Genomic DNA, 14,179 nt, shown 5'->3' with positions numbered 1-14,179 from the left:
GTCCTCACCACCCCCCTCCAAGACACCACCCACGACACCGCCCTCATCACCGGCACCCTCCGCCGCGACCACGGCACCCTCACCCGCTTCCACCAATCCCTCGCCCACCTCCACACCCACGGCCACCCCACCCACTGGCACACCCCCACCACCCCACAACCAGAAAACCTCCCCACCTACCCCTTCCAACACCACCGCTACTGGCTCGAAGGCCCGGCGGCACACGGCGATGCGGGCAGTCTGGGGCTCGACTCCAGCGACCATCCCGTGCTGTCCACGATCACGACGCTCGCGGAGGGCGACTCCGTGGTCCTCAGTGGGCGGCTGTCGACGCAGTCCCAGCGCTGGCTGGTGGACCATGCCGTGGGCGGGACCGTGCTGCTGCCCGGTACCGCGCTCCTGGAGTTCGTCCTCCAGGCCGCGCAGGCGGTCGGCCGCAACAAGGTCGACGAACTGACCCTGGAGTCGCCCCTCGTCCTCCCGGAGCGCGGCGCGGTGCGCGTGCAGGTCGCCGTGGAGGCAGCCGACGACATCGGTGGGCGCAGGGTCACCGTGCACTCCCGGCTGGATGGAGCGGAGCCCGACACGCAATGGACGCGTCACGCCACGGGCGTGCTCGCTCCCCCGGCACAGCTGCCGGCGGCCTCCGAGTGGGCTGTCTCCTGGCCCCCCGCGGACGCGGATCCGCTGGACGTGACGGACCTCTACGACGAACTCGCCGATCTGGGCTACGAGTACGGGCCGGCCTTCCGGAACCTGTCCGCTGCCTGGCGCTCGGGCGACACCGTGTACGGAGAGGTGGCGCTCGCGCCCGAGTTCCACGACGACGCCGCCCGGTTCGCCCTGCATCCGGCGCTGCTCGACTCCGCCCTGCACACGATGGGTCTGGGCGGATTCCTGGGCTCGGGGGTCCGGTTGCCGTTCAGCTGGAACGGGGTCTTCCTGGCGGCCGCCGGGGCCACGGCGCTGCGCGTGGCCATCGCTCCGGGTACGGGCGGGGAGGACTCGGTGACGGTTTCCGTCGCCGACCCCGGCGGCGCCCTGGTGGCCTCCGCCGAGTCGCTCACTCTGCGGCCCGTCGCCCCGGACCGGTTGCCGACCGCACGGCGGTCTTCGGGAGCCGCCCGGTCCCTGTACGAGCTCGGCTGGACCGAACTGCCGCTCGCCGGCACGGAGCCAGGTGTGTCGTACGAGGTCCTGGACGCCACGGAGGTGTCCACGGGCGAAGTTGCGTCGGCGGTCCGGGACGGGGTGACGGATCTGATCGGCCGGCTGCGGGAGCGGCTGGCGGAGCCAGAGCGGGCTTTGGACGTTCCTCTCGTGGTGCTGACCCGGCGCGCCGTCGCCGTCGCGCCGGGTGATCCGGTGGATCTGGCGGCCGCGCCGCTGTGGGGTCCGGCCAGGTCCGCCGCCACCGAGCACCCCGGCGGGGTGGTCCTGGTCGACATCGACGGCACGCCCGCGTCTCGGGATGCCCTCTCCGCCGCCGTGGCCACAGGTGAACCGCAACTCGCCCTGCGGGACGGCCGGTTGCTCGTACCTCGACTGGCTCCCGCCGCGGCGGACGAGGGTGTGGCACTGCCCGGTGACGGTTCCGCGTGGCGGCTGGAGACGCCCGGGGGCTCCCCGGACGACCTGCGGGTCGCGGCGCACCCGGCGGCGGACGCGCCGCTCGCCGCCGGTGAGGTACGGCTCGCGGTGCGCGCCGTCGGCCTCAACTTCCGCGATGTGCTGAGCGTCCTGGGCATGGTCCCGGTGGGCGCTCCGCTCGGTACGGAGGCGGCGGGCACCGTGCTGGAGGTCGGTCCGGGTGTCGAGGGGCTGGCCGTCGGCGACCGGGTCTTCGGGCTGGTGCCGGGGGCCGTCGGTCCGCGGGCCGTGGCGGACCGGCGGCTGATCGCCCGGATGCCGGACGGCTGGTCGTTCGCGACGGCGGCGGGTGTGCCGGCCGTCTTCACCACGGCGTACTACGGTCTGGTCGAACTGGCCGGGCTGCGCGCCGGGGAACGGCTGCTGGTCCACTCGGCGGCCGGCGGTGTCGGCCTCGCCGCGCTGCAGGTCGCACGCCATCTGGGGGCCGAGGTGTTCGCCACGGCGAGCCCGGCCAAGTGGGGTGCGCTGCGGGCGCTGGGCCTGGACGACGTACATCTCGCGTCCTCTCGAACGACGGAGTTCGAGGAGCGCGTGCGCGCGGCCACGGACGGGCAGGGCGTCGACGTCGTGCTCAACTCGCTCACCGGCGAGTTCGTAGACGCGTCGCTGCGGCTGCTGCCGTCCGGCGGTCGGTTCGTGGAAATGGGGATAGCCGATCTGCGCGACCAGGCCGGGATCGACGCCGTCCGGCCGGGTGTGGCGTATCGGCCTTTCGAACTGCTGGGGATGGATCCCGAGCGGGTCGGGAAGATCCTGGCCTCGGTGCTGGAGTTGTTCGAGCAGGGCGTACTGGCGCCGCTGCCGGTCACGACCTGGGACGTACGGCACGCTCCGGCCGCGTTCCGGTACTTCTCCCAGGCCAGGCAGGTGGGCAAGGTCGTGCTCACACTCCCCTCCCCACAGGAGAGGGGGACCGTCCTGATCACCGGGGGCACCGGCACTCTGGGCTCGGCGCTCGCCCGCCATCTGGTGACCGAACACGGGGTACGGAGCCTGCTGCTGACGGGCCGACGCGGCGCCGGGGCACCGGGGGCCGGGGAACTCGCCGCCGAGCTACGTAAGTTGGGCGCCCAGGTGCGGATCGAGGCCTGCGACACGGCCGACCGGGACGCCCTCGCCCGGCTCCTGGACTCCATCGACCCCGCGCGACCGCTGACCGACGTCATCCACGCGGCGGGCGTCCTGGACGACGGAGTGCTGGCCTCCCTGACCGAGGAGAAGGTGGCGGCGGTGCTGCGGCCCAAGGTGGACGCGGCCTGGAACCTGCACGAGCTGACCCGTGGCTCGGACCTGGCGTCGTTCGTGCTGTTCTCCTCCGCCTCGGGCCTGCTGGGCGGGGCCGGGCAGGCCAACTATGCGGCGGCCAACGTCTTCCTGGACGCCCTGGCCGGGCACCGGCGCGATCTCGGTCTGCCCGCCGTGTCGCTGGCGTGGGGCATGTGGGAGAACGCGAGCGGTATGACCGGTCACCTGGCTCAAACGGATCTGGCCCGCATCACGCGCGGCGGTCTCGTACCGATGACCGTGCCGGAGGGTATGGCTCTGTTCGACGCGGCGCTGGAGGACGGCCGGCCGTTGCTCGTCCCGGCACCGCTGGACCTGGCGGGACTGCGGGCGGGGGCCGGCACCGCCTCGGTGCCCGCCGTGCTGCGGGCACTGGTGCGCGGACCGGTCGTGCGGCGTGCCGCGCAGGGCGCCCAGGCGTCGGCGGCGACCTTCGCGGAACGGCTGGCGGCACTGCGCGGACCGGAGCGCACCCGGACCGTGCTCACCCTGGTGCGTGAGCAGGTCGCCGCGGTCCTCGGGCATCTCACGCCCGACGACATCACGGCCGACCGGGCCTTCAAGGAGATCGGCTTCGACTCGCTGACCTCCGTCGAACTGCGCAACCGGATCTCCACGGCGACGGGGATGCGGCTGCCGACGACGCTCGTCTTCGACTTCCCGACCCCCGAGGCGCTCGCCGGGCACCTGGTCGGCCTGCTCGCACCCGACGACCCCGCGGCGGAACTCGACCGTCTGCTCGCGTCTGTCGCCGTCGACGCCCCCGGCTTCCCACGGCTCAGGGAACGCCTGCGTGCGGCCCTGTGGCGGTGGGAGGAGGAGACACGGGACGGCGATACGGCGACCGAGGCCCCCACGGACGACCCCGACTTCGCCGAGGCCAGCGACGAGGACCTGTTCCGCGCCCTCGACGAGGAGCTCGATGCGACCTGACCTGCCCGGAGCGCTTGTACGGACCCCACCCGCCCCGCCGGACCCGAGGCACCTGGCCGCACGGATCGGAGAGGACAGAGAAGAGAGTGCGATGGCGATGAGCAACGAGGAGAAGCTGCGCGACTATCTGCGCCGGGCGACCGGCGATCTGCGGCAGGCCCGCCGCCGTGTCCGGGAACTGGAGGAGAGGGATCACCAGCCGATCGCGATCGTCGCGATGGGCTGCCGCCTCCCCGGCGGGGTCACCTCGCCCGAGGAGCTGTGGGAGCTAGTGTCGAAGGAGCGGGACGCGGTGTCCGGCTTCCCGGCGGACCGGGACTGGGACGTGGAAGCGCTGTACGACCCCGACCCGGACCGGCCCGGTACCACCTGCACCCGCGAGGGCGGATTCCTCCACGCCGCGGGCGAGTTCGACGCCGCTTTCTTCGGTATGGGGCCACGCGAGGCCGTGGCCACGGATCCGCAGCAGCGGCAGCTCCTGGAAGTTGCGTGGGAGACGTTCGAACGGGCCGGGATCGCGCCGGAGTCGCTGCGCGGCAGCCGGACCGGCGTGTTCGCCGGGGTGGTCTCGCAGGCGTACGTTCCGCCCGCGGGGCGGGTGCCCGACGGGTACGAGGGCCATTTGATGACCGGCAACGCGACCAGCGTGGCGTCCGGGCGGGTCGCCTACCACCTGGGCCTTGAGGGTCCGGCCGTCACACTGGACACGGCCTGCTCGTCGTCGCTGGTGGCGATGCATCTGGCGGCGCAGTCGCTGCGGCGCGGCGAATGCGATCTGGCGCTCGCGGGCGGGGTCACGGTGATGGCCACGCCGCTGCTTCTCGTCGAGTTCAGCCGCCAGCGCGGCCTGTCTCCGGACGCCCGGTGCAAGGCGTTCTCGGCGTCCGCCGACGGCACGGGGTTCGCCGAGGGGGTCGGTCTCGTGCTGCTGGAGCGGCTGGCCGACGCCCACCGCGCCGGACACCGGGTGCTCGCCGTCCTGCGGGGCTCCGCGGTCAACCAGGACGGGGCGAGCAACGGGCTGACCGCACCGAACGGGCCGACGCAGGAACGCGTCATCGAGCAGGCGCTGGCCGACGCCCGGCTGGCCCCGCAGCAGGTGGACGCGGTCGAGGCACACGGCACGGGCACCCGGCTCGGGGACCCGATCGAGGCACAGGCGCTGATCGCCGCCTACGGGCAGGGCCGCGTCGACGGCGAGCCGCTGCTGGTGGGGTCCCTCAAGTCGAACATCGGGCACACGCAGGCCGCGGCCGGTGTCGCCGGGGTGATCAAGACGGTGCTGGCGATGCGTCACGGCGTCCTGCCCAAAAGCCTCCACATCGAGGAGCCCACGCCCCATGTCGACTGGTCGGCGGGCGCGGTGGAGCTGCTCGCCACCGCCATGCCCTGGCCGGACCGGAACCGGCCGCGCCGGGCGGGGGTCTCGTCGTTCGGGATCAGCGGTACGAACGCGCACGTGATCCTGGAGCAGGCGCCGACCGGCACGTCCGGCGATCCCGAGCCCGTGCCCGACGGGGCCGGCCCCGCGGACCCGTCGGCGGTCCGGCGGCCCGCGCCGACGGCACCGTGGCTGTTGTCGGCCCGGACCAGGTCCGCGCTGCGCTCCCAGGCCGCACGGCTGGCGGACCACCTGGCCACCGCGCCCGACGTGGACCCCGTGGCCGTGGGCCGCACCCTGGCACTGGGACGGAACGCCTTCAAACACCGGGCTGTCGTGCTGCCGGTCAGCCCGGACGAGCGGCTCGCCGCACTGCGGAGCGTCGCCACCGGCCGCCCCGATCCCAAGGTGGTGTCCGGCACGGCCGCCGAACGGCCGGCCACGGCCTACCTCTTCACCGGCCAGGGCAGCCAACGCCCCGGCATGGGCCGCGAGTTGTACGAGCACCAGCCGGTGTTCCGGGAGACGGTGGACGAGCTGTGCGAGGCCTTCGGCGGGCTTGTGGAGCGCCCCCTCAAGCCACTGCTCTTCGCCGCGCAGGACAGTGCGGAAGCAGCGCTGCTCGACCGCACCGAGTACGCCCAGCCCGCCCTGTTCACCGTGGAGTTGGCGCTCTTCCGGCTGCTGCGAAAGCTGCTGCCGGAGCCGGACTTCCTGGGCGGCCACTCCATCGGCGGCCTCACGGCCGTCGCGGCGGCCGGTGCCCTGTCCGTGGCGGACGCCTGCACTCTGGTCGCCGCACGGGGCCGCCTGATGGGCAGCGGGCCCTCGGGCGGGGCGATGACGGCCTGCGAGGCCTCCGAGGAGGAGGTGCTCGCCCTGCTCGCCGACCACCCCGGGCAGGTCGACATCGCCGCGCTCAACACCCCCGCCTCGACCGTGATCTCGGGCGACGCGGACGCGGTGGCGGAGATCGCGGCACAGCTCGCCGACCGCGGCCGGCGCACCCGCAGGCTGCGGGTCAGCCACGCCTTCCACTCGGCCCACATGGACGACATCCTCGAACCCCTGCGCCAGGTCGTGTCGTCCCTGCGCTTCACCGAGCCGACCCTCCCGGTCGTCTCGGACCTGACCGGCCGGCCGGTGAGCGTCGAGGAACTGCGGCAACCCGATTACTGGGCCCGTCAGTTGCGCTCTCCCGTCCGCTTCGGAGCACTCGTGGCCACGCTGCACGAAGCGGGCGTGACCGCCTTCGTCGAAGTGGGCCCGGACGCGGTGCTGGCGCCGCTGGTGCCCGCCTGCCTGCCGGCGGACGCCGCCCCCGTCGTCGTACCGGCCCTGGTCCGGGACCGCTCGGAGGAGGGCTCGCTCGCCACGGCACTGTCACGGCTGCACGCGGCCGGAGGCGCGGTCGACTGGCGGCACTGGTACGGCGAACAGCCGGTCCCGGGAGCCGACTTGCCGACATACCCGTTCGAGCACCGCCGCTACTGGTGGCCACCCGCGACGCTCGCAGCGTCCGTCCCGGCCTCCGTGCCGCCGCCGTACGTCGTGCCCGAACCCGTGGCCGACGTGGCCGAGCCACCGCCCGCCGTACCGGAGGGCGAGGCATCGATGCTCGACCTGGTCCGAGTCCACACCGCGGAAGTTCTCGGACACGCCTCGCCCGACGTGATCAGCGCGGAGGACAACTTCCTCGACATCGGCCTGTCGTCCTTCAGCGCGCTGGAGGTGCGCAACCGCCTGTGCGAGGCCACAGGGCTGCTGCTACCGCCGGTGCTGCTGTTCGACCACCCCACGCCCGGCGCCGTGGCCCGGTTCCTCGAGGAGCAGTTGACGGCGGCCTGACGCACGACGGGCGGCGGTACCGGCAGGACTTCGGTACCGCCGCCCTCCGTCTCGGGTCGACAGGTGCGGCTCGGGGCGCGTTCACCAGGTGACGGGAAGTCTCACGATCCCTTGAACGGAACCTCCGGGTTTCGTGCCGAGCCGTTCGACCGGTTCGGCGAGTCGCAGGGCCGGCATCCGCGCGGTCAACCGGCCCAGCGCGATCTCCAGTTCCGCCCGGGCCAGGTTCTGTCCGATGCACTGGTGGACCCCGTACCCGAAGGCCAGGTGATGGCGGGTGCCCCGGCCCACGTCGAGGGTGTCGGGGTCGGTGAACGCGTCGGCGGAGCGGTTGGCCGCGGCGTTCGGCAGATAGACCCCGTCGCCCTCCTTGATGACCACGGAGCCGATCTCGATGTCGGCGGCCGCCACACGCTGCAACTCGTCCGCGACGGACAGGAACCGCAGCAGTTCCTCCATCGCCCCGGGTACCAGGCCCGGATCGGCCCGCAGCCGAGCCCACTGCTCGGGGTGCTCCAGCAGGGTCAGGATGCTCAGCCCGATCATGTTGGCCGTGGTCTCGTGGCCCGCCACCAGGAGGAACATCGCGATGGACGCAATTTCCTCCCGGCTCAGATCACCGGTGGGCAGCCGGGTCTCGATGAGTTCGTCCAGCAGTCCGGGGGCCGCCCCGCGCGCCTCGGCCCCGCCGAGTTTCGCACCGATCAGCTCGTCGAAGTAGCCGACGAGAGCAGCACCGGCGGCGGCCGCTTCCTCAGCGGTACCGGTCGCCATGAGCATCCTGCGGGTCTGCTCCTCGAAGAACTCATGGTCCTCGTACGGGACTCCGAGAAGCTCGCAGATCACGGTGGACGGTACCGGCAGCGCGAACTCGGTGACCAGGTCCGCCGGCGCGCCCTCGGCCAGCAGGACGTCGATCCGCTCGTCCACGATCCTGCGGATCGAGGGCCTGAGCCCGGTCACACGCTTCACGGTGAAGCTCGGGATGAGCATGCGGCGCTGGATGTCGTGCTCCGGCGGGTCCATGCCCACCAATGCGGTGAGCTTCGCGGCCGCCATCCGGGGCACCAGGACGGGGAAGTCCGGCCGGGTGCGGTCCGAAGACAGCCGCGGGTCGACGAGAAGCCGCCGTGTCTCGCCGTAACCGGTCACCACCCAGGCCACCCGCCCGTCGTAGAGCCGGACCCGGGACACCGGCCCACGCTCCCTCAACTCGGCGTATCCGGCGGGCGGATGATACGGGCAGGTGCGGGACATCGGAAACTCCGGCAACTCCGCGGGTGTCCGTAGCAGGTCGTCACCGCTCATATCCCTCTCCCAGCTTCGGCACTCCTGAGAGGTCGCCCCTTTGCGCGGGGTCGCCCCATGGAAACCCCGGATCCTCCGGGACTGCGATTAAGCGGCTCTAAACCGCGCGCGTGACGCTGTCGGTGATCTTGTAGTTGTCGAGGCCAGTCGCCTGCGGGCCGCCAGGACTTCGGCCGAGGGATCCCGCGCTGGTCCAGGAAGTCCTGGAAGGCAGTCGGTGGTCGGGGCGGGGGTGCTTCTCCGGCGAGCGTTGACAGTGCCTTGCACACCGGAGCGGATTGCCTGCCGGCCCGCGACATGGCCGAGGGGATGCTGATGGAGGCCATGTCGAGTCCTGAGTCAGACAAGGTGGGGGCTTTCGGTCACGCCGTCAGCCCCCTGAACGCCTGAGCTCGTAGCCCTGTCGTCGCGCCGCATTCTGCGGCCGGGCGAGTGTGCCCTTGGGGCTGGCCGCGGTGACGAGATGACCTTCTCGTGCTTCTCCTCACCTCGGAGCCTTCGATGCCTCTCCCGTTGTATCTGCTTGCCCTGGCGGTCTTCGCCATGGGCACCTCGGAGTTCATGCTCGCCGGCCTCCTGCCGGACATTGCCTCAGACCTCGACGTCACAGTCGGGACAGCATGCACGCTCACCTCGGCCTTCGCGGTCGGCATGGTCGTCGGCGCCCCCCTCGTGGCCGCGCTTGCCCGCAACTGGTCCAGGCGCTCCAGCCTTCTCGGGTTCATCCTCACTTTCACGGCAGCTCACGCCGTGGGCGCCGTCACCACCGGCTTCCCGGTCCTGTTCGCCACCCGGGTCGTCGCCGCGCTCGCGAACGCCGGGTTCCTTGCCGTCGCTCTGACGGCTGCCGCCACGCTGGTCTCGCCCGACAAGAAGGGACGTGCGCTGGCCGTGCTGCTGTCAGGCACGACGATGGCCACGATCGCCGGGGTCCCTGGTGGGTCGGTACTCGGCACGTTGCTCGGCTGGCGGGCCACCTTCTGGGCTGTCGCCGCTCTCTGCCTGCCTGCAGCTCTCGGCATCCTGAAGGGGATCCCCACGGGACGTGTGAAGGAAGAGGCGACTGGCGGGCTGGCCTTGCGAGCGGAGCTCGCCCAGCTCACCAGGCCGCGGTTGCTCCTGGTGATGCTGCTCGGCGCGCTGGTGAACGCGGCAACGTTCGCAAGCTTCACCTTCCTCGCCCCTGTGGTGACCGACACCGCCGGGCTGGGCGAGTTGTGGATCTCTGTCGTGTTGGTGCTCTTCGGGGCCGGTTCCTTCGTCGGCGTCGCCGTCGCCGACCGGCTGTCCGACCAGCGTCCCGGTCTGGTCCTCGCAGTCGGTGGTCCGTTGCTGCTCCTTGGCTGGCCGACCCTGGCGGTGCTGGCCAACGAGCCGGTCGCCCTGTTCACCTTCGTGTTCGTGCAAGGCGCGTTGTCGTTCGCGCTGGGCAGCACGCTGATCACGCGGGTCCTCTACGAGGCCGCGGGAGCCCCCACCATGGCCGGCTCGTATGCGACCGCGGCCCTCAACGTCGGCGCCGCCGTCGGACCGCTCGTCGCCGCGACCACCCTCAGTACTACGGTCGGGAACCTCGGGCCGCTGTGGGCAAGCGGGCTCCTGGTCGCCGTCGCGCTGCTCATCGCGTTCTCCCTCCGCACAGTGGTCGCGGTCCGCCGAAGCGCTGAGGTGCTCCAGTGACACACGCGAACGCCCCCTACGGCGTGGGGACGGCGCAGCGCGGCTGGCTCACCAAGGACGATGTGATCAACACCTGGACCAAGACACGGCTGCGGCGCTTCCTGCGCAAGGGGCGGCGCGAGCAGCAAGCGCGGTCCTGACCCGCTGGTCACGCTCGAGGAAGGAACCGTCCAGCGGAGTAGCGACCTCGGTTCGCCGGCCGCAGCCGCCCGCGCGACCGACTGGAGATCGTCCGGCGGCCGAGACCCCTCACAGGGCACGGATCATCTCCCTCCAACCGATCACAGAGTCCCCTCCACCGGCGCTTCGTCAGCTCCCCCAGCACCAGGTGCCGACATCGTTCGATGATGGGAATGAGGGGAACAGCGTCGGGTGGAGGTGACGCTGATGTCCGACGTGACCACGACCGATCTGTACGAGGTCACGATGGCGATGTCGTACCTGCGTGAGGGGATGACCCGGCCCGCGACGTTCAGCCTGTTCGTCCGCGACCTGCCGCCGGAACGCGGCTTTCTGGTCGCCGCGGGCCTGGAGTCGGCGCTGGACTTCCTGTCCGGCTTCCGGGTCGGCCCCGAGGACGTCGCCGCCTTCGCCTCGGCGCTGCACCGGCCCGAGCGTGATCTGGCGCTCCTGCTCGGCCTGGAGTTCACTGGCCGGGTACGGGCAGTGCCGGAGGGCCGGATCGCCCTGGCGGGCGAGCCCCTGCTGGAGGTGACCGCTCCGCTTCCGCAGGCCCAGCTCGTCGAGACGTACGTACTCAATCAGGTCAGCCATCAGACAGCGATCGCCTCCAAGGCCGCCCGCTGCGTACTCGCCGCAGCGGGACACCCTGTCATCGACTTCTCCCTGCGGCGCACCCACGGCCCCCGGGCCGGCTTCCAGGCCGCCCGGCTGGGCGCGATGGTGGGCTTCGCCGGAACGAGCAACGTCGCAGCCGCCACCGCGGAGGCGGTGCCTGCCGTGGGTACGATGGCCCACTCGTATGTCGAGGCATTCGACACCGAAGAGGCCGCCTTCTGGGCGTTCGCCCGGTCCCACCCGGGCCCGGTGACCTTCCTGGTGGACACCTACGACACCGAGGCGGGCGTGCGCGTCGCCGCTCGGGTGCTGCGGGACCTGGGCCGCGGGCCCGGCTCGGCCGTACGGCTGGACAGCGGCGACCTCGGGGCCCTGGCTGTCCGGGCACGCGCGATCCTCGACGCGGCCGGGCTGCCGGACGTCCGCGTCATCGTCAGCGGCGGTCTCGACGAGTACGCCGTCGACGACCTGGTCCGCTCCGCCGCGCCGATCGACGTCTACGCCGTCGGCACCCGGGTCGGAGTGTCGGCCGACGCCCCGTTCCTGGACTCCGCCTACAAGCTCGTCGAATACGACGGTCGGCCGGTGATGAAACTGTCCTCGGCGAAGGTGACGGCCCCCGGCCCGAAGCAGGTGTTCCGCCGCCCCGGATACGCGGATGTGATCGGGCTCAGCGATGAGCAGCCGCCCGATGGAGGCATTCCGTTGCTGGAGACGGTGATGCGGGGCGGTCGGCGCACCGGCAGACGGCCACGGCTCGCCGAGTGCGCCGAGAGGTTCGCCGCCGATCTCGCCGGGCTGCCGCCGGCGGCCCGTCGCATCAGGGACCCCGTCGCGCCGCGGGCGGTGCTCTCCGGGCGGCTGACAGACCTCGCCGACCGGGTCCGGCACCGTATCGAGGAGTCCGTAGCGCGATGAGGAGGACGCGATACCGCACACCCGGAATGGAAGGTCCGCCGTAGCGCAGACGCATCTGTTCGCCGTCGTTCAATCGAGGCGCTTGACAGCGAACCCAGTCGTTCAGGCTTCCTTGTCAGCGAGCCTGGTCGCTCTTCGGCCCGATCCCTTTGATCCTGGTCGGAGTTCCCTCCGGGGCGAACGACTGGTGGAGCCCGTCCTGCCAGGTGGGTATCACGCCGTCGGAGACCCACCAGATCACGTGATTTGGGTGCCCTGTCCTCTCGAACCAGTCGTAACGCCTGTTCAGCGCCTTACGGTGTAGACCGGTGTAGACGGCGTCGAAGGCGGGGCGCAGGTCGGTCCAGAGTGAGAGGGTCGCGGCCAGGGCGGTGGTTTCCACCGTTTGGCCCTCGCCGTACCAAGTCGGTACGGCAAACTCCCCCCATGCACCCCAGTCCGCCTCGAAGAGCATGCCCCGGTCACCGTCTGCCGCTTCAGCACGCGCGAGGTACCCGGAGTGCCGACTGATCTTCCGGTAGACGGCCTCACCACTGTCGTAGAACTCGCGCGTGAGAGGTGCGGGATCGGCGAGAGGTGACTTCAGGACGCCGAATGTGTACAGCGCAAGATGGGGCATGCGTCTCTCCCTGGCTCAGCCTGAAGGAACTGTCGAAGTTGCGTTTTCCCTGTCCAAGTGGCCTCTTGCACCGGTATCGGTTCGCCCGCCATCCCGTCCGCGCCCCCTGTCCGACAGCCCCGAGTGCCGCCGAACGCGTGCGGCTGAAGAAGATGGCCTACGACCACAAGACCGAGCACCGGCTGCGGGTGCGTGCACAGGTGGCGCTGCACGCCGCGCATGGTGCACACGGACGCGGCGGTGCCCTGGCCTACCTCGCCGCCTACGACGTCCACGCCGCGAAGGTATTCGGCCGCACCGAAGAACGCACCGGCATCGTCCCGTTCATGAACCTGGCTACCCGGGTCATGAGCCAGGAACCCTACGCAAGGGCCAAGCGCGTGTTCTGGATCGTCGACAACGGCTCCTCCCATCGTTGTCAGAAGGCGGCCGACCGGCTCACCGCGGCGTTCCCGAACACGGTCATGGTCCGCACCCCCGTGCACACCTCCTGGCTCAACCAAGTCGAGATCTACTTCTCTGCCGTCCAGCGCAAGGCCCTCTCGCCCAACGACTTCACCGGCCTCACCGACCTCACCGACCTCACCGAGGTCAGGGACCGGCTCCGAGCCTTCGAAGACCCCTACAAGGCAACGGCACAGCCGTTCCAGTGGAGGTTCACCACCGCCGATCACCATGAGGAATCCTCTGTCGCACCAGCAGCGTGAACAATCCCCGAAGGATTTAAGCGCCGACCACTAAGGCGCCCTTGCTAACCGACGGGCACCACGGCGACCGGGCAGCTCGCGTGGTGCAGGACAGCATGCACCACCGTGCCCAGGCGCAGCCCGACCCTGCCCGCGGGCGGATGGCGCGGCAGTACCAACAGGCCGGCCCCGGCAGATGCCTCCACCAGCACGGCGGCGGGCGAACCGACGACCAGCTCGGTGTCCGCATGGACATGCGGATACTCGGCGACGGGCCGGGCCGCGTGGTTCAACACCCGCTCGTGGACCTGACGTTCCTGTTCCAGCTCACTCACCTGCGGCACCATCAGGCCCGCGTGCATGAGAGGTGTCCAGGAATGGATCAGACGCACCGGGGACTCAAGCAGATCCGCCTCGGCAAGGGCGAACCGCACGGACGCCTCGTCCCCCTCATCCCGTACGCCGACCACGATGCCCCCGTCGGCCGCTTTCCTCTCGGTGTGCCCGCGTACGACGACGACCGGGCAGGTGGCATGGGCGGCCACCTTCAGGCTCACCGATCCCAGCAGCAGCCCGGCGAACCCGCCCCGCCCGCGCGTGCCCACCACGATCATGTCGGCGTTCTCCGCCGCGGTCAGGAGTGCCTCGGCCGGGTGATCCCGGGCCAGGGCGGTCTCGACTCTCAGACCGGGGTGTGCGGACACGAGCCGGGCCCGGGCGTCGTCCAGCACGCCGGCGGCCGCGTCCAGAACCAGTTGGTCGGCGTCCTGGGAGACAAGCTCGAGTTCGGCTTCCGTGATGCCGTGGACGGCATGGACGACTCTGAGCATGCCGCCGCGCAGCTGGGCTTCGGCGGCGGCCCAGTCCGCCGCGAGCCAACTGTGCGGCGTGTCGTCGAGGCCGACGAGCACAGTGCCGGTACGGCCGTGATCGGTCATCGTGCCTCCCATGTGCCTCGGGGGTGCGTGCTCCCCGCCTCGACAGAGGCGTTGTCATCAATCCAGTGACCCGAAACGCCTCCAGCCGGTCCTCGTCCGTCAGCCGCTCGACGTTCCGGCGCCCGGGTACCCG

At 71.4% G+C, this 14,179-nt stretch carries 9 protein-coding genes; 6 read left to right on the top strand and 3 right to left on the bottom strand.

The annotated features are described in order from the left end of the window. Both ADL12_RS36220 and ADL12_RS36215 read left to right on the top strand, forming a co-directional pair. Positions 1 to 3,870, top strand: a 3,870-nt coding sequence (locus ADL12_RS36220) for an SDR family NAD(P)-dependent oxidoreductase (protein ID WP_159053391.1), incomplete at its 5' end; no start/stop codon positions are given. 97 nt (positions 3,871 to 3,967) lie between these two features. Next, a complete protein-coding gene (locus tag ADL12_RS36215) occupies positions 3,968 to 7,099 on the top strand; it encodes a type I polyketide synthase (protein WP_062710596.1) in 3,132 nt (1,043 codons plus the stop codon). A gap of 81 nt (positions 7,100 to 7,180) precedes the next feature. Here the strand turns inward: ADL12_RS36215 and ADL12_RS36210 are convergent, their stop codons facing one another. Further along, on the bottom strand, positions 7,181 to 8,407 hold the full coding sequence (locus ADL12_RS36210) for a cytochrome P450 (RefSeq protein WP_062710580.1): 1,227 nt from the start codon (positions 8,405 to 8,407) through the stop codon (positions 7,181 to 7,183). Positions 8,408 to 8,908: 501 nt separating this feature from the next. On the opposite strand from ADL12_RS36210, the gene ADL12_RS36205 reads away from it, so the two are divergent. The 3 genes from ADL12_RS36205 (at position 8,909) to ADL12_RS36200 (ending at position 11,803) form a co-directional block, all read left to right on the top strand. Then, a complete protein-coding gene (locus ADL12_RS36205) occupies positions 8,909 to 10,087 on the top strand; it encodes a Cmx/CmrA family chloramphenicol efflux MFS transporter (protein ID WP_062710594.1) in 1,179 nt (392 codons plus the stop codon). Beyond that, positions 10,084 to 10,227, top strand: a complete 144-nt coding sequence (locus ADL12_RS54435) for a hypothetical protein (protein ID WP_159053390.1) — start codon at positions 10,084 to 10,086, stop codon at positions 10,225 to 10,227. Before ADL12_RS36205 ends, ADL12_RS54435 begins: the two co-directional genes overlap by 4 nt. Before the next feature lie 247 nt (positions 10,228 to 10,474). Then, positions 10,475 to 11,803: a nicotinate phosphoribosyltransferase gene (locus tag ADL12_RS36200; RefSeq protein ID WP_062710591.1), complete on the top strand. Its 1,329-nt coding sequence runs from the start codon at positions 10,475 to 10,477 to the stop codon at positions 11,801 to 11,803. 115 nt (positions 11,804 to 11,918) lie between these two features. Here ADL12_RS36200 and ADL12_RS36195 read toward each other — a convergent pair whose 3' ends face one another. Next, on the bottom strand, positions 11,919 to 12,422 hold the full coding sequence (locus ADL12_RS36195) for a DUF3291 domain-containing protein (protein ID WP_062710576.1): 504 nt from the start codon (positions 12,420 to 12,422) through the stop codon (positions 11,919 to 11,921). 137 nt (positions 12,423 to 12,559) lie between these two features. Between ADL12_RS36195 and ADL12_RS36190 the strand changes: the two genes are divergently transcribed. Next, complete coding sequence (locus ADL12_RS36190) at positions 12,560 to 13,129, top strand: transposase (protein WP_244188169.1); 570 nt, start codon at positions 12,560 to 12,562, stop codon at positions 13,127 to 13,129. Between the two features lie 44 nt (positions 13,130 to 13,173). On the opposite strand, the gene ADL12_RS36185 is transcribed toward ADL12_RS36190, so the two are convergent. Beyond that, positions 13,174 to 14,046, bottom strand: coding sequence for a universal stress protein (locus ADL12_RS36185; protein WP_062710588.1), 873 nt, complete (start codon positions 14,044 to 14,046; stop codon positions 13,174 to 13,176). Positions 14,047 to 14,179 lie beyond the last annotated feature (133 nt).

The organism is Streptomyces regalis (assembly GCF_001509475.1).
GTDB lineage: Bacteria > Actinomycetota > Actinomycetes > Streptomycetales > Streptomycetaceae > Streptomyces > Streptomyces regalis.
Note: the sequence above shows the minus strand (reverse complement) of the source record. Positions and strands in the feature narration are given on the sequence as shown.

Coding starts and splice junctions, on each gene's coding strand:
- ADL12_RS36215 (WP_062710596.1), top strand. CDS start 3,968: ATGAGCAACGAGGAGAAGCTGCGCGACTATCTGCGCCGGGCGACCGGC.
- ADL12_RS36210 (WP_062710580.1), bottom strand. CDS start 8,407: ATGAGCGGTGACGACCTGCTACGGACACCCGCGGAGTTGCCGGAGTTT.
- ADL12_RS36205 (WP_062710594.1), top strand. CDS start 8,909: ATGCCTCTCCCGTTGTATCTGCTTGCCCTGGCGGTCTTCGCCATGGGC.
- ADL12_RS36200 (WP_062710591.1), top strand. CDS start 10,475: ATGTCCGACGTGACCACGACCGATCTGTACGAGGTCACGATGGCGATG.
- ADL12_RS36195 (WP_062710576.1), bottom strand. CDS start 12,422: ATGCCCCATCTTGCGCTGTACACATTCGGCGTCCTGAAGTCACCTCTC.
- ADL12_RS36185 (WP_062710588.1), bottom strand. CDS start 14,046: ATGACCGATCACGGCCGTACCGGCACTGTGCTCGTCGGCCTCGACGAC.